The sequence below is a fragment of the Janibacter sp. RAF52 genome (assembly GCF_052114035.1).
GTDB classification, from domain to species: Bacteria; Actinomycetota; Actinomycetes; order Actinomycetales; family Dermatophilaceae; genus Janibacter; species Janibacter hoylei.
Map to the genome: position 1 here is coordinate 93,516 of NZ_JBFRDY010000009.1, position 15,826 is coordinate 109,341.

12 protein-coding genes are annotated in these 15,826 nt (G+C 71.5%); 6 read left to right on the top strand and 6 right to left on the bottom strand.

What is annotated here, in order from left to right:
- Positions 1-9 precede the first annotated feature (9 nt).
- The 4 genes from nuoL to AB4Y78_RS12435 are packed head-to-tail and all read left to right on the top strand — an operon-like array spanning position 10 to position 6,113.
- On the top strand, positions 10-1,893 hold the full coding sequence (nuoL, locus tag AB4Y78_RS12420) for an NADH-quinone oxidoreductase subunit L (protein WP_441715361.1): 1,884 nt from the start codon (positions 10-12) through the stop codon (positions 1,891-1,893).
- Positions 1,893-3,539: an NADH-quinone oxidoreductase subunit M gene (locus AB4Y78_RS12425; RefSeq protein WP_441715363.1), complete on the top strand. Its 1,647-nt coding sequence runs from the start codon at positions 1,893-1,895 to the stop codon at positions 3,537-3,539. The genes nuoL and AB4Y78_RS12425 overlap by 1 nt, the downstream gene beginning before the upstream one ends.
- Positions 3,539-5,104, top strand: a complete 1,566-nt coding sequence (gene nuoN / locus AB4Y78_RS12430) for an NADH-quinone oxidoreductase subunit NuoN (protein ID WP_306512632.1) — start codon at positions 3,539-3,541, stop codon at positions 5,102-5,104. Before AB4Y78_RS12425 ends, nuoN begins: the two co-directional genes overlap by 1 nt.
- A 4-nt stretch (positions 5,105-5,108) precedes the next feature.
- Complete coding sequence (locus AB4Y78_RS12435; protein ID WP_441715365.1) at positions 5,109-6,113, top strand: polyprenyl synthetase family protein; 1,005 nt, start codon at positions 5,109-5,111, stop codon at positions 6,111-6,113.
- Between the two features lie 22 nt (positions 6,114-6,135).
- Here AB4Y78_RS12435 and AB4Y78_RS12440 read toward each other — a convergent pair whose 3' ends face one another.
- The 4 genes from AB4Y78_RS12440 to AB4Y78_RS12455 all read right to left on the bottom strand — a co-directional run bounded on the left by AB4Y78_RS12440 (position 6,136) and on the right by AB4Y78_RS12455 (position 10,061).
- Complete coding sequence (locus AB4Y78_RS12440; protein ID WP_441715367.1) at positions 6,136-6,492, bottom strand: EamA family transporter; 357 nt, start codon at positions 6,490-6,492, stop codon at positions 6,136-6,138.
- A gap of 39 nt (positions 6,493-6,531) precedes the next feature.
- Positions 6,532-7,074 (bottom strand): EamA family transporter RarD, encoded by a 543-nt coding sequence (gene rarD, locus AB4Y78_RS12445; protein ID WP_441715369.1) that lies wholly within the window; start codon positions 7,072-7,074, stop codon positions 6,532-6,534.
- 32 nt (positions 7,075-7,106) lie between these two features.
- On the bottom strand, positions 7,107-7,853 hold the full coding sequence (locus AB4Y78_RS12450; RefSeq protein ID WP_441715370.1) for a class F sortase: 747 nt from the start codon (positions 7,851-7,853) through the stop codon (positions 7,107-7,109).
- Between the two features lie 66 nt (positions 7,854-7,919).
- Positions 7,920-10,061, bottom strand: coding sequence for a PhoX family protein (locus AB4Y78_RS12455; RefSeq protein WP_441715372.1), 2,142 nt, complete (start codon positions 10,059-10,061; stop codon positions 7,920-7,922).
- A gap of 154 nt (positions 10,062-10,215) precedes the next feature.
- Here AB4Y78_RS12455 and AB4Y78_RS12460 point away from each other — a divergent pair, with 154 nt between their 5' ends.
- Both AB4Y78_RS12460 and AB4Y78_RS12465 read left to right on the top strand, forming a co-directional pair.
- Entirely contained in the window at positions 10,216-11,376 is a 1,161-nt protein-coding gene (locus AB4Y78_RS12460; RefSeq protein WP_441715373.1) for an alanine racemase, read from the top strand.
- Complete coding sequence (locus tag AB4Y78_RS12465) at positions 11,373-12,680, top strand: D-arabinono-1,4-lactone oxidase (RefSeq protein ID WP_441715375.1); 1,308 nt, start codon at positions 11,373-11,375, stop codon at positions 12,678-12,680. Before AB4Y78_RS12460 ends, AB4Y78_RS12465 begins: the two co-directional genes overlap by 4 nt.
- 94 nt (positions 12,681-12,774) lie before the next feature.
- Here the strand turns inward: AB4Y78_RS12465 and AB4Y78_RS12470 are convergent, their stop codons facing one another.
- Complete coding sequence (locus AB4Y78_RS12470) at positions 12,775-13,875, bottom strand: 2-oxoacid:ferredoxin oxidoreductase subunit beta (RefSeq protein ID WP_441715377.1); 1,101 nt, start codon at positions 13,873-13,875, stop codon at positions 12,775-12,777.
- A 2-nt stretch (positions 13,876-13,877) separates the two neighbouring features.
- Positions 13,878-15,749, bottom strand: a complete 1,872-nt coding sequence (locus tag AB4Y78_RS12475) for a 2-oxoacid:acceptor oxidoreductase subunit alpha (RefSeq protein WP_007925606.1) — start codon at positions 15,747-15,749, stop codon at positions 13,878-13,880.
- Positions 15,750-15,826 lie beyond the last annotated feature (77 nt).

The following is a 15,826-nucleotide window of genomic DNA, read 5'->3' on the forward strand; positions in this document are numbered from 1 at the left end:
GGAGTCACCTTGCTCACCGAACTCTCCTGGCTGCTCGTCGCGCTGCCGCTGCTCGGCGCCGCCGTGCTCCTGCTCGGCGGCCGGCTCACCGACTCCTTCGGCCCGCTCCTCGCGACCGCGTTGTCGTGGGGCTCCTTCGCCGTCGGCGCCGCGATCTTCGTCGGGATGCTCGGCACCGACGCCCACGACCGGTCGGGCCGGCTCGAGCTGTGGGACTGGGTGCCCGCCGGCAACATCGACGTCACCGCCGGCCTCGTCGTCGACCCGCTGTCGCTCGCCTTCGTCCTGCTCATCACCTTCGTCGGCTCGCTCATCCACGTGTACTCGCTGGGGTACATGGAGCACGACCCGGACAAGCGACGCTTCTTCGCCTACCTCAACCTCTTCGTCGCGTCGATGCTCGTGCTCGTCCTCGCCGACTCCTACCTGCTGCTCTTCGTCGGCTGGGAGGGCGTCGGCCTCGCGTCGTGGCTGCTCATCGGCTTCTGGAACCACAACCCCGCCTACGCGACCGCGGCCAACAAGGCCTTCATCGCCAACCGCATCGGTGACGTCGGCCTGATCCTCGCGATGACGCTCATGCTCGCGACCTTCGGCACGCTCGACATCGCGACCGTCGGCGCCACCGTGGGCGGCGCGGGGGAGGGCACCGTCACCGCGATCGGCCTGCTCCTCCTGCTCGGTGCGTGCGGCAAGTCGGCGCAGTTCCCGCTCCAGTCCTGGCTCGGTGACGCCATGGCCGGCCCGACCCCCGTCTCCGCGCTCATCCACGCCGCGACGATGGTCACCGCCGGCGTCTACCTCGTCGTGCGCAGCCACCACGTCTTCGAGGCCGCGCCCGATGCGCAGCTCGCCGTCGTCATCGTCGGTGCGATCACCCTCGTCTACGGTGCGGTCGTCGGCTGCGCCAAGGACGACATGAAGAAGGCCCTGGCCGCCTCGACGATGAGCCAGATCGGCTACATGATGCTCGCCGCGGGCCTCGGCCCGGTCGGCTACGCCTTCGCGATCTTCCACCTCATCACCCACGGCTTCTTCAAGGCCGGGATGTTCCTCGGCGCCGGCTCGGTCATGCACGGCATGGGCGACCAGGTCGACATGCGCCGCTTCGGCGGGCTCTCGGCGGTCATGAAGATCACCTGGGTGACCTTCGGCCTGGGCTGGCTGGCGATCCTCGGGGTGCCCCCCTTCGCCGGCTTCTGGAGCAAGGACAAGATCATCGAGGCCGCCTTCGTCGGTGAGGGCTGGCGGCCCTGGGTCTTCGGGCTCACCGCGCTCATCGGTGCCGGCATCACGGCCTTCTACATGTCGCGCCTGTTCTTCATGACCTTCCACGGCAAGCGCCGCTGGACCGACGACGTGCACCCGCACGAGTCGCCGCTGACGATGACGATCCCGATGATGGTCCTCGCCGTCGGCTCGGCCCTGCTCGGTCTCGTCCTCGCGACCGTCGCGCCGATCACGACCTGGCTCGAGCCGGTGCTCGGCCACGTCGAGCACCACGAGCCGGTCCTGCCGATCCCGGTCCTCATGGCCGGCACCCTCGTCGTCGTCGCCATCGGCGCCGTGTGGGCCTGGCTCGTCTACGGCCGCCGCGAGGTCCCGCAGGTCGCGCCCGAGGGCTCGGCCCTCACGCGCGCCGCCCGGGCCGACCTCTACCAGGACGAGCTCAACGCGACCCTGCTCCAGTGGCCCGGCATCTCGTTGACCCGCGGTCTGGTGTCCATGGACACCGGCGGTATCGACGGCGCCGGCGTCGGCGGGCTCTCCCGCGGCATCGAGTCGGCGTCGAGCTGGCTGCGGCGGGCCCAGAACGGCTTCGCCCGCTCCTACGCCCTGACGATGCTCTCCGGCGTCGTCGTCTTCCTCGCAGCCCTGTGGGTGATCAACTGATGAACGACCTGCCCTGGCTCTCCCTGCTCATGGTCGTGCCGCTCACCGGCGCGGCCGTGGTGGCGGTCCTCCCGTCGAGCAGTGCGGCTCTCGCCCGACCCATCGCTCTGGGCTCCGCCCTGGTCACCCTGGTGCTCGGCATCATCGCGACCGCGACGAGCTTCACCCGCGGCAGCACCGAGCAGTTCCAGATGGTCGAGCAGCACGAGTGGATCCCGCAGCTCGGCGTCAGCTACTCGCTCGGCGTTGACGGCATCTCGCTCGCGCTCATCCTCATGGCGCTCGTCCTCGTGCCGGTGTGCATCCTCGCCGCGTGGGACGACGCCCCCGAGGGCGGGGCCTGGCACAAGGGCTACTTCGCCCTGCTGCTCGTGCTGCTGCCCTTCATGATCGGCGTCTTCGCCGCGACCGACGTCTTCCTCTTCTACGTCTTCTTCGAGGCGATGCTCATCCCGGTGTACTTCCTCATCGGGATGTACGGCGGCGCGCACCGCCAGGCCGCAGCCGTGAAGTTCCTGCTCTTCTCCCTCACCAGCGGGCTCATCATGCTCGTCGGGGTCATCGCCCTGTACCTGCAGGGCCCCGGTGGACCCGACGGCTTCCTCGTCGCCAACCTCACCGGCCTGGAGATCGGGGGCAGCACCGAGCGCTGGCTCTTCATCGCCTTCTTCATCGCCTTCGCGGTCAAGGCGCCGATGTGGCCGGTCCACACCTGGCTGCCCGACGCGGCGGCGGCCTCCCGCCCGGCCGTGGCGACCCTGCTCGTCGGCGTGCTCGACAAGGTCGGCACCTACGGCATGGTGCGCTTCTGCCTCCAGCTCTTCCCCGAGGCCAGCCTGTGGGCGACCCCGGTCGTCGTGACCCTCGCGGTCGTCTCGATCCTCTACGGGGCGATCCTGGCCATCGGCCAGCGCGACATGATGCGTCTGATCGCCTTCACCTCGGTGAGCCACTTCGGCTTCATCGTCCTGGGCATCTTCGCCTTCACCTCGGTGGCCCAGGTCGGCGCCAACTTCTACATGGTCAACCACGGCTTCGCGACGGCCGGCCTCTTCCTCGTCGCCGGCATGCTCATCGCGCGCCGCGGCAGCCAGGACATCGAGGCCTACGGCGGCTGGCAGCGGGTGACCCCGGTGCTCGCCGGTGTCTTCCTCCTCTCCGGCCTGGCGACGCTCTCGCTGCCGGGTCTGTCGACCTTCGTCTCGGAGTTCCTCGTCATCGCCGGTGCCTGGCCCCGCGAGCCGGTCGCGACCGCCTTCGCCGTGCTCGGTGTCGTGCTCGCCGCGATCTACGTCCTGCTCTTCTACAAGCGGGTCTTCACCGGCCCGCCGCCGGTCGTCGGCACCGCCGGGACCGACGCGCAGGAGGCCACCGACGAGGCGAGCGAGCTCCCCTTCGTCCGTGCCGACCTCGACGAAGGGCGTCGCCCCGGTGTCCTCGCCGCCGCCGTGCCCGACCTCGGCTGGCGGGAAAAGGCCGTCGTCGCCCCGATCGTCGTCGCCCTCGTCGTGCTCGGCTTCTTCCCCGGGCCGGCCCTCGAGGTGCTCAACCCGGCGGTCGAGCGCACGCTCGAGATCGTCGGGGTCGGCGACACGATCCCGACCGTGCCCGCCGGCCTCCAGCTCGACTCCGGGAGTGACCACTGATGCCCCCCACCGTGCCCGAGGCCTTCGAGGCCGTCGACATCAGCTACCAGGCCCTCGCGCCCATGATCGTGCTGCTCGTCGGTGCCTTCGTCGGTGTCCTCGTCGAGGCCTTCGTCCCCCGCGGGGCGAAGCACGTCGCACACCTCGCCGTGACGGGTCTGTCCGTGGTCGCCTCCATGGCCACGCTGCTCTTCCTCACCGGTGACCACGTCGGGGTGACCGTCGGCGGCACCGTCGCGGTCGACGGCCCGACCCGCTTCCTCCAGGGCGCCCTGCTCGTCCTCGGCGGGCTCGGCCTGCTCGTCATGGCCGACCGCCTCGGTGGCGACAGCGCCGATGCCTTCACCCCCATGGGTGCGGCGAGCCCGGGCTCCGACCTCGAGGCGCAGGCCGCCCGCAAGGGCTGGTCGACGACCGAGGTCTTCCCCCTGGCCCTCTTCGCGCTGGCCGGCATGCTGCTCTTCCCCGCGGCCAACGACCTGCTGACGATGTTCGTCGCGCTCGAGCTGCTGTCGCTGCCGCTCTACCTCATGTCGGGCCTGGCCCGCCGCCGTCGGCTGCTCTCCCAGGAGGCGGCGCTGAAGTACTTCCTCCTCGGCGCCTTCTCCTCCGGCTTCTTCCTCTTCGGCGCGGCCCTGCTCTACGGGTACGCCGGGTCGATCGGCCTGCCGGAGATCGCGGCCGCGGCGACGACCTCCACCGGCGAGCTCGAGGGGCTGCTGCTCCCGGGTGTCGTCCTCGTCCTCGTCGGGCTGCTCTTCAAGGTCGGCGCCGTCCCCTTCCACTCGTGGACGCCCGACGTCTACCAGGGCGCCCCGAGCCCCGTCACCGGCTTCATGGCCGCGTGCACCAAGGCGGCCGCCTTCGGCGCGCTGCTGCGCCTGGTCTACGTCGGGCTCGAGACGACCCGGTGGGAGTGGCGGACGGGCGTCATCGTCATCGCCGCCCTGACGATGGTCGCCGGCTCGGTGCTGTCGGTGACCCAGACCGACATCAAGCGACTGCTCGCCTACAGCTCGATCGCCCACGCCGGCTTCATCCTCGTGGCGCTCATCAGCTTCGACCGCTCGGCGGTCGAGGGTGTGCTCTTCTACGTCGTCGCCTACGGCATCACTACGATCGCCGCCTTCGCCGTCGTCAACCTCGTGCGCGAGCGCGACGCGGAGGCCACCCACCTGTCCCAGTGGGCCGGTCTGGGGCGCAACCACCCCTACCTCGCCGGTGCCTTCGCCCTCTTCATGCTCGCCTTCGCCGGGATCCCGCTCACCTCGGGGTTCACCTCCAAGGTCGTCGCCTTCCTCCCGGCGGTCGAGCACGCCGGCCTGGCCGGCGTCGTCCTCGTCGTCATCGGCGTGCTCATGTCGGCGATCACCGCCTTTGTCTACGTGCGCATCATCGTGCTCATGTTCTTCACCGAGCCGACGGGCGAGGTGACCGCCGCCGCACCCGCCACGCTGTCCCTGGTGGTCATCGTCATCGGCGTCATCGCTACGATCGCCCTCGGTGTCTTCCCGGGCCCGCTGCTCGAGCTAGCCGAGCAGTCCAGCATCTTCATCACGAGGTGACGCAGTGACCAGCTCGACGCCGCCCGTGCTCGCCCTCCCGGGCGCGAGCACGGACCTGACCTCCCGCCTCCAGGCCGGTCTCGAGCAGGTGGAGGCGCTCATCGTCGAGCGCACCCGCAGCGAGGACGACTTCATCACCGAGGCCAACCTCCACCTGGCCAAGGCCGGCGGCAAGCGGTTTCGCCCCATGCTCACCATGCTCGTCGCCGAGCTCGGCGAGGGGATCAACGACCGGGTCATCGCCGCCGCGGCCGGGGTCGAGCTGACCCACCTCGCGAGCCTCTACCACGACGACGTCATGGACGAGGCCGACCTGCGCCGCGGGGCCCCGAGCGCCAACGCCCGCTACGACAACTCGACGGCGATCCTGGTCGGCGACCTGCTCTTCGGCACCGCGTCGGACATCATCGCCGACCTCGGTGCCGACGCCGTGAAGATCCAGGCGCAGACCTTCATCCGCCTGTGCTCGGGCCAGATCCGTGACGACCGCCCCTGCCCAGACGGCACCGACCCGCGCGAGTACTACCGCGGGGTGCTCGCCGACAAGACCGGGGTGCTCGTGGCGACGGCGGCCCGCTACGGCGCGATGTACGGCGGGTGCAGCCCCGAGGTCGTCGAGCTGGCCACGGAGTACGGCGAGCACCTCGGCGTCGCCTTCCAGCTCGCCGACGACCTCATCGACATCGCGAGCGAGTCCGGTGAGACGGGCAAGACGCCCGGCACCGACCTGCGCGAGGGCAAGCGGACCCTGCCGGTGCTCAACGCGCTCGCCTCCACCGACCCGGCCGACGCCGAGCTGCAGGAGCTGCTGCGCTCGGAGCTCAAGGAGCCCGAGCGGGTCGAGCGGGCCCTGGAGCTGCTGCGGCGCCACCCGGCGATGGCGCAGGCCCGCGAGGAGACCCTCGCCGTCGGGCGGCGGGCGACCGACTCGCTCGCCGGCCTGCCCGAGAGCGACGCCAAGACGGCTCTCGTCGCCCTCATGGAAGGCGTGGTCCACCGGGTCGGCTGATCCGGCCCGCCCTGAGGCCCGATCAGACCGGCTCGACCGGCTCCAGCGACTCGCATTCGCCCGGGGCGGGGCGGCGCCGGCAACGGGCCGTGCGCAGCGAGTCGACCGTGAGGCAGGCCAGCGCCACCCACACGATCGCGAAGCCCACCCACCGGGCCGGCTCGAGGTGCTCGCCGAGCAGCGTCACGCTCACGACGAGCTGCAGCACCGGGGTGATGAACTGGATCAGCCCGATCGTCACGAGCGGGATGCGTCGGGCCGCCTCGGCGAAGAGCAGGAGCGGGATCGCGGTGACGACGCCGGCCGAGACGAGCAGCAGCGGGTGCCACGGGGTGTCGATAGTGAAGGTCGACTCGCCCCCGGCGCCCAGCCACCACACGAGGGCGAGCGCGGGCGGCAGGAGGAAGATCGTCTCCGCCTAGAGCGACTGGAGCGCCGGCAGGGTCGCCCCGAGGCGCTTCTTGGTCAGGCCGTAGCCACCGAAGCTCAGCGCGAGGACCAGCGAGATCCACGGCAGCCCGCCGCCGGCGACCGTGAGGTAGAGCGCCGCGATCGCGCCGATCGCCACCGCGACCCACTGCAGGCGGCGCAGCCCCTCGCCGAGCACGAGCACCCCGAGGGCGACCGTGACGATCGGGTTGAGGAAGTAGCCCAGGGCCGCCTCGTTGGTCCGCCCCGTGCCGACCGCGTAGACGTAGACGAACCAGTTGACGCCGATGAGGTAGGCGGCGATACCGACGCCCAGGGCGAGGCGCCCGCGCAGCTGCCGCAGCAGGGCCACCAGCTCGTGGCGCAGCAGCAGGACGAGCACGCACAGCACGAAGGTCCAGATGACGCGGTGTGCGAGGATCTCCTCGGCGCCGGCCGGCCGGAGAGCGTGGAAGTACAGGGGGAAGAGCCCCCAGATGCCGTAGGCGAGCCAGGCGGCGAGGACGCCGCGCGCGTCACGTTGAGGGGTCACCGGCCGAGGCTACTCCCGCCGCCGGTCCGGCCTCAGGCGGGCAGCTCTGCGACGGCGACGAAGTTGGCCTTGCGGTGCCCGTCGGTGCGGAAGCCGAGCTCGTCGTCGCACGTGACGAGGACGATCCGGCGGGTGTCGGAGTTGTCCCCCCAGACGTCCTGGCTCGTCGTCAGCTCGTCCTTGTCGACGATGTCGGTGCTCGTCACCTCGAAGCGCAGGTGGGCTCCGCCGGGGTAGGACAGGACGACGCCGTCGCCCTTGGACAGCTGCTCGAGGGCGGCGAAGGAGTCGGCCCTCCCGCCCGAGATGACGTGGCCGGCGATGACGGTCGTGCCGGTGGCCCCCGGCCGGACCCGGTCGTAGCCGGTGAACCAGATGACCTCGCCGGCGCGCGGGTTGACCTTGCCGTCGCGCAGGCCCTGGGGACCGATCTTCGTCGACAGGCCGACCGCGGGGATGCTCAGCGTGGTCGCGGGGGCGGAGGCGTCGGCAGCGGACCGGCCGGCCTTCGCCTCGGCGGCGGTCTGCGGCGCGTCGGCCGCAGGCGTCACCGTGACGTCGGGGTCGGGGGCATGGCTCGTGCTCGAGGTGCCCGACGACGAGGTGGCGCCGGTCGACGACGAGGTGGGGGTCGCCCCCTTCGTGCTCGACGTCGCCGATGACGAAGGGGAGGTCCCGGACGGCTGCGGGTCGTCACCACCCGCCCCGCAGCCGGTGACGGCCAGGGCGAGCAGGGCGCCGGCGGCGAGAGCGCGGCGGGAGGGGCGGTGGCGGGGCATGGGTCTCACCTTGTCATGGGGGAGCGGGCCGCCCGCGGTCGCGGACGGCCCGCCCGGGTGGTGGGGTCAGACGCGGTCGGTCTCGATGACCGGGCCGCGGGGCGTGTCGCCCTTCGGGGGCTTGTGGCCCTTGGGCGGCTTGGGCTCCTTCGGGGGCTTGGGCTCCTTCGGGGGCTTGGGCTCCTTCGGGGGCTTCGGCTCGTTGCTCGCCTCGGGCCACACCATGATCACCGCGGGACGCGGCTGCGTGTTGCCCGTGTAGGGGAAGCGGCTGCGGACATTGGTCGTGCTCGCGCCGTCGTCCTCGCCCGGGTGCTGGATCGCCGCGAAGACGACGCGGTCGTCCCACTCGATGAGCGGGCCGCAGCACTCGGAGAAGGCCGGGACGGAGAGGAACTGCTGCAGGTGGCCGGTGTGCTCGCCCTCGAGCGGCATGAGGTACATGCCGTCACAGTGGCCGAGCGCATTGCCGTCCGTCGAGATCCACAGGTTGCCCGAGCTGTCGAAGGCGACGTTGTCGGGGCAGGAGATCGGGCTGACCTGCGACTTGTCGTAGCCGTTGAAGTAGGTCTCCGGGTCGCTCGGGTCGCCGCAGATGAGCACGAGCTTCCAGTCGAAGCCGGTGACCGTGTGGTCGCCCGAGCGCGGGGTGATCTCGAGGACCTGACCGTGCTTGTTCTCCGCGCGGGGGTTGGCCTCGTCGACCTGACCGGGAGCGCGCTTGGAGTTGTTGGTCAGGGCGGCGTAGACGCGGCCGTTGACGAGGTTGACCTCGACGTCCTCGGGGCGGTCCATCTTCGTCGGGCCGACCTTGTCGGCGGCCAGCCGGGTGAAGACGAGGACCTCCTCGAGGCTCATGCCGTCGACCTGGGACTCGCCGTCGACGACGAGGGGCAGCCACTCGCCGGTGCCGTCGTGGAGCCCGCCCCCGGTCCCGTTGCCGGTGAACTTCGCGACGTACAGGTCGCCCTCGTCGAGGAGCGTGCGGTTGGCGGCGACGTCGCCCTCGACGTAGGTGGCCGCGGAGACGAACTTGTACATGTAGTCGAAGCGCTCGTCGTCACCCATGTAGACGACGACCCGGCCGTCGCCGGCGACGACGACGTTGGCGCCCTCGTGCTTGAAGCGGCCGAGCGCGCTCAGCTTGCGCGGCTTGGCGTCGGGCTCGAAGGGGTTGACCTCGACGATCCAGCCGTGGCGGTGGGCCTCGTTGGGCTCCTTGGTCAGGTCGAAGCGGTCGTCGAGGCGGTCCCAGTTGTGCTGCGCGGCGCTGCCACCGGCCAGGCCGTAGCGGGCGGCGGCCTCGCCGGCCAGGTCGTCGGAGGGTGCGGCCGGCTGGGTGAAGTAGCCGTTGAAGTTTTCCTCGCCGGAGAGGATGGTCCCCCACGGGGTGGTGCCGCCGGCGCAGTTGCCGAAGGTGCCGAGCGGCGTCGTGCCGGCCGGGTCGGCGGAGGTCTTGACGAGGTCGCTGCCGCGGACCGGACCGACGAGCTCGAAGGGGGTCTCGGCGGTGATGCGTCGGTTGAGCGGGGCCGCCTTGGTGTAGACCCACTTGCTGTTGGCGTTCTTGCGGGTCATCTCCACGACGGTCATGCCGTGGGCGTTCATCGTGATCTGCACCTGGTCGTCGGTGAGCGACGCGGCGTCGGTGTAGCCGTGGAACATCAGCTCGTTGTTGGTGTACTCGTTGTTGACGACGAGCACGGCCTGGTTGGCGCTGCCGTTGCGCAGGACGCCGACGTAGTCGCAGTTGTAGCCCATCTGGCCGGCCTGGGCGGCGGCCGTCTGGTGGTCGAAGTCGAAGGCGGGGGCACCGGCGAGGACCGGGTCGCCCCAGGCGATGATCGGGGCCCAGCGGAAGCCCTCGGGCACGACGACCTCGTCGGTGCCGGCGTTGACCGGGTCGATCCCGGTGAAGCCGAAGGGGGCGGTCTTGCCCGGCCCGGGGGCGGCGACGGCGGGCTCGGCGAGCGCGGTGCCGGCGGCGGTCGTCAGACCGGCGAGCGCGGCGGCGGCGCCACCGGCCTTGAGCACCGAGCGGCGCGACGCGGCCACGACGTCACCGAAGTACTCGTTGTCCGAGGTGTTGGGGACCGGCTTGCTGCACGCGTCGTTGCACTTCCACAGGCAGGTGGCGGCGGAGCGGCCGCCGTCCCGGTGGCCTGCGGCCAGCGGCAGCAGGGTGCGGTCGTTGCGGGGTGGCGTCATGACTTCTCCTCCGAGGGCCCGGGGTGGGCGGGGTGGCGCAAGGGACGGGCGAAAACCTAGGGAGGCGAAGGTCACCCCGGGCGTCGCCGAGGTGGCGTGCAGGTGACGCTCACCCGAATGTCACATGTAGTGACCTGCGGGTAACATCAATGGCGTGAGCAGAGCTGCTGTGTGGGACCGGGCGACGGCCGGGCGGTCGGCCCCCTTCGCCGTCGTCGACCTCGATGCCTTCGACGCCAATGCCGCCGACCTCGTGCGGCGGGCTGCCGGCCGGCCGATCCGGGTGGCGAGCAAGTCGATCCGGGTGCGGTACCTGCTCGAGCGGGCGCTGGCCCGCCGCGAGGGCTTCGCGGGGGTGATGTCCTACGCCCTTCCCGAGGCGCTGTGGCTCGTGGGCGAGGGCGTGCGTGATGTCTTCGTCGCCTACCCGACGACCGACCGGGAGGCGCTGGACCGGCTGGCCGCGGACGAGCATGCTCTGACCCAGGTCTCCGTCGTCGTCGACTCGCTGGAGCACGTCGACGCGCTGCGCCGCTGGCTGCCGAAGGGGGTCCCGCTGCGCGTCGTCGTCGACGTCGACGCCTCCCTGCGTATCGGCCCGGTCCACCTCGGGGTGCGGCGGAGCCCCACGCGCAGCCCGCGGGCCGCGGCGAAGGTCGCGCAGGCCGCGTGGGCGGCCGGCTTCGCCGTCGTCGGCGTGATGTTCTACGACGCCCAGATCGCCGGGCTGCCCGACAGCTCGCCGGCGGTCCGGCTCGTCAAGGCACGCAGCGATGCCTCGCTGCGACGCCGTCGCGGTCGGGTGCGCTCGGCCGTCGAGTCCGTCGTCGGCCCGCTGGAGATCGTCAACGGCGGTGGCACCGGCTCGCTCGAGGTGGCAGGGGCCGACCCCTCGCTCACCGAGCTGGCCGCGGGGTCCGGGCTCATCGGGCCGACGCTCTTCGACGGCTACGACGCCTTCACCCCGCACCCCGCGGTGGCCTTCGCCCTGCCCGTCGTGCGGCGCCCGGCGGCCGACGTCGTCACCTGCTTCTCCGGCGGCTACATCGCCTCGGGGCCGGCCGGGGACTCGAGGGTCCCGTCGGTGCACCACCCGGAGGGCCTGCGACTCATCGGCACCGAGGGTGCAGGTGAGGTGCAGACTCCCCTGCGGGGCAAGGCCGCTCGTGACCTCGCGATCGGTGATCGCGTGTGGTGGCGGCACGCCAAGGCGGGCGAGCTCGCCGAGCGCTTCGACGAGTACGTCGTCATCAGCGGGGACGAGGTCGTCGACGTCGTCCCGACCTACCGCGGCGAGGGAAGGACCTTCGGATGACCGGCCGCCACAGCGCCAGCTGGTCGAACTGGGCGGGCAATGTCACCGACTCGGCGGCCGTGCTCAGCCCGCGCACCCAGGACGAGCTCGTCGAGATGGTGCACTCGAGCGCCGCAGCCGGGCGGCGGATCCGCCCCGTCGGCAGCGGGCACTCCTTCACGCCCATCGCGCAGGCCGGCGACACCCGGCTGAGCCTGAGGCACCTGAGCGGCATCATCGCCGCCGACCGGGCCACCGGCCGCGTGCGGGTGCTGGCGGGGACCCCCCTTCGCGTCCTCAACCGGGCCCTCGACCTGCTGGGGCTGGCCATGCCCAACCTCGGCGACATCGACGCCCAGACCCTCGCCGGGGCCACCTCGACCGGCACGCACGGCACCGGGGCCACCCTGCCGGGGCTGTCCGCCGGCATCGTCGGTCTGCGCCTCGTCACCCCCGACGGCGCGAGCCGCTGGGTCGACGAGAGCGACCCCGAGCTCTTCGGCGCGGCCCGCGTCGGCCTCGGGGCCCTCGGGGTGGTCACCGAGATCGAGCTGGCCTGCCTGCCGGCCTACCGCCTGCGGGCGGTCGAGCGGCCGGACTCGCTCGACGCGGTGCTGCCGCGCATCCAGGAGCACTTCGACGCCCACCGGCACTTCGAGCTCTACTGGTTCCCCGGGACGCGGCGGGTGCAGACCAAGGCCAACGACCTCGTCGCCGACGACGTCGACGAGCCGCTCGCCCCCTGGCGGCGTCGCCTCGACGACGAGCTGCTGTCCAACACCGTCTTCGGCGCGGCCAACCGGGTGCTCACCGCGGTGCCGCGGGCGGTGCTGCCCTTCAACGCGGTCGCGGCCCGGGCGCTCACCGAGCGGTCGTACACGGCGCCCTCGCACGAGGTCTTCGTGACGCCGCGGACGGTGCGCTTCGTCGAGTCGGAGTACGCCGTGCCGCGCGAGGCCGTCGCCGACGTGCTCACCGACCTCGTCGCCTGGGTCGAGCGGCACCGCGAGCCGATCAGCTTCCCCGTCGAGGTGCGGGTGGCCGCGCCCGACGACATGTGGCTGTCGACGGGGTACGAGCGGGCCAATGCCTATGTCGCGGTGCACCAGTACCACCGGGGTGACCACCGGGCCTACTTCGCGGCCTTCGAGGAGATCGTGGCAGCGCACGCCGCCCGCCCGCACTGGGGCAAGGTGCACGGCCTGGGCGCCGAGCAGCTCGCCGACCTCTACCCGCGTCACGGCGACTTCGTCGCCCTGCGGGACCGGCTGGACCCCGAGCGGGTCCTGACCAACGACTACCTGGACCGCGTGCTCGGCCCCTGACCGCGCATCTCCCTAGGGAAATGCGCCCTGGGTCCGTATTTCCCTAGGGAAATGCGCCCTGGGTCCGTATTTCCCTAGGGAAATGCGCGCGGGGTCACTCGACGGTCCAGGTGTCCTTGCCGTGGAGCAGGGACTGGAGGTCGTCGTCGGTGGCCGGGCCGCCGGCGAGGTCGACCGCCGACTCGACCTGGGCGCGGGTCTGGTCGTCGTAGGTGGGGCGCTCGACCGCGCGGAAGATGCCCATCGGCACGTGCGTCATCGACTCGGAGTCGAGCCGGCTGATCGAGAAGGCCTGGCTCGGGTCGGAGAGCGTCACGTCGTGGACGACGACGTGGTCGGCGAGGCCCTGGCCGGCGACCTCGGCCTCCGGCACGAAGCGGACGGACCCCCCTTCGCCACGGACCAGCAGCTCGCGCTCGCCCTCGTCACCGATGGCGACGGGCTCGCCGTCGCGCAGGTGGACCAGGCGTGCCTTCTGCTGCTCGACGTCCTTGATGAGCTCGAAGGCGCCGTCGTTGAAGATCGGGCAGTTCTGGTAGATCTCGACGATCGACGTGCCGCGGTGGGCGGCCGCCGCCTTGAGCACCTCGGTGAGGTGCTTGCGGTCGGAGTCCATCGTCCGCGCGACGAAGGTGCCCTCCGCGCCGAGCGCGAGCGAGATCGGGTTGAAGGGGGCGTCGACGCTGCCCATCGGCGAGGACTTCGTCACCAGGCCCGGCTGCGAGGTCGGGCTGTACTGCCCCTTGGTCAGGCCGTAGATGCGGTTGTTGAAGAGCAGGATCGTCATGTTGACGTTGCGCCGCATCGCGTGGATGAGGTGGTTGCCACCGATCGAGAGGGCGTCGCCGTCACCCGTCACGACCCACACGGACAGGTCGGGGCGGCTCGTCGCCAGACCCGTCGCGATCGCCGGCGCGCGACCGTGGATCGAGTGCATGCCGTACGTGTCGAGGTAGTACGGGAACCGCGAGGAGCAGCCGATGCCGGAGACGAAGGTGATGTTTTCCTTGCGCAGGCCCAGCTCGGGCAGGAAGCCCTGGACGGCCGCGAGGATGGCGTAGTCGCCGCACCCCGGGCACCAGCGCACCTCCTGGTCGGAGGCGAAGTCCTTGCGGGTCTGCTTCTCGCCCTCGGGGAGGGTGGGGACGCCGTCCGTGCCGGAGGCGACCGTGGGGATGCCGAGATCGATGCTCATGCTCAGACCTCCTGGAGGGCTGCGTCGATGACCTCGGCCAGGTCGGCGACCTTGAAGGGCAGGCCGCGGACCGAGGTGTGGGACCGGACGTCGACGAGGTACTTCGCGCGCAGCAGCATCGCCAGCTGCCCGAGGTTCATCTCGGGGACGATGACGCGGTCGTAGCGGGCGAGGACCTCGCCGGTGTTGGCCGGGAAGGGGTTCAGGTGGCGCAGGTGCGCGTGGGCGACGGCCTTGCCGGCCGAGCGCAGGCGGCGCACCGCCGCGAGGTTGGGCCCGTAGGTCGAGCCCCAGCCGAGGACGAGGACCTTGGCCTCGCCGCTCGGGTCGTCGACCTCGAGGTCGCCGATGGAGTCGGCGATCTTGTCGACCTTGGCCTGGCGGGTGCGGACCATGAGGTCGTGGTTGTCGGGGTCGTAGGAGATGTTGCCGGTGACGGCGTCCTTCTCGATGCCACCGATGCGGTGCTCGAGACCGGGCGTGCCGGGCACCGCCCACGGGCGGGCCAGCGTCGCCTCGTCCCGGACGTAGGGGTGGAAGGTGGGATTGCCCTTCGCGTCCGTGGCATTGGGCTCGGTGGCCAGCTCGGCGGGGAAGCTCGGCAGGTCCGCGACCTGCGGCACCTGCCAGGGCTCGGAACCGTTGGCCAGGTAGCCGTCGGAGAGCACGAAGACGGGGGTGCGGTAGACCGTCGCGATCCGCACGGCCTCCAGGGCCGCGTCGAAGCAGTCGGCCGAGGTCTGCGGGGCGATGATCGGCACGGGCGACTCGCCGTTGCGGCCGAACATCGCCTGCAGCAGGTCGGACTGCTCGGTCTTGGTCGGCAGGCCGGTCGAGGGCCCGCCGCGCTGGACGTCGACGATGACGAGCGGCAGCTCGAGGCTCACGGCCAGGCCGATCGTCTCCGACTTCAACGCGACGCCCGGGCCGGACGTCGTCGTCACCCCGACCGCGCCGCCGAAGGAGGCGCCGAGCGCGACGCCGATGCCGGCGATCTCGTCCTCGGCCTGCACGGTCGTCACGCCGTGGCGCTTGAAGCCGGAGAGGGCGTGGAGGATGTCGCTCGCAGGAGTGATCGGGTAGGAGCCGAGCACGAGCGGGCGGCCGGCGCGGTGCGCACCGGCGACGAGGCCGAGGGAGAGTGCGGTGTTGCCGGTGATGTTGCGGTAGGTGCCGGGCGGGGTGGGTGCGGCTGCGACGGTGAAGGGGACGGCGAAGTCCTCGGTCGTCTCGCCGTAGTTCCAGCCGGCGCGCAGGGCGGCGAGGTTGGCGGCGAGGATGTCGGGCTTGGCGCCGAACTTCGAGGTGAGGAAGTCCTCGGTCGCGCTCGTCGGGCGCGAGTACATCCACGACAGCAGGCCGAGGGCGAACATGTTCTTCGCCCGCTCCTTCTCCTTGCGCGTCAGCGAGTCGAAGTCGGCGAGCGCCTCGACGGTGATCGACGTCAGGGGCAGGGCGTGGACGTGCCAGGACTCGAGGGTGTCGTCGTCGACCGGGCTGGTGGTCCAGCCGACCTTCTTGAGGTTGCGCGTGGTGAACTCGTCGGTGTTGACGATGATCGTCGCGCCGCGGGGCACGTCGGCGAGATTGGCCTTGAGGGCCGCGGGGTTCATCGCGACGAGCACGTCGGGGGCGTCGCCCGGGGTGAGGATGTCCCAGCTGGCGAAGTGCAGCTGGAAGGAGCTGACGCCCGGGATCGTGCCCTGGGGGGCGCGGATCTCCGCGGGGAAGTTCGGCAGGGTCGACAGGTCGTTGCCCAGCGCGGCGCTGTCGGCGGTGAACCGGTCTCCCGTCATCTGCATGCCGTCACCGGAGTCACCGGCGAAGCGGATGATGACGCGGTCCTTGGCCTGGGCTGTCGCTGTGCTGCTCATGGTGGGTGGTCGTGCCCCTTGCAGGTCGGTCGTGCCGCGGGGTCCCCCGGGGCGTCCGTCCATGGTAAGGCGGACCT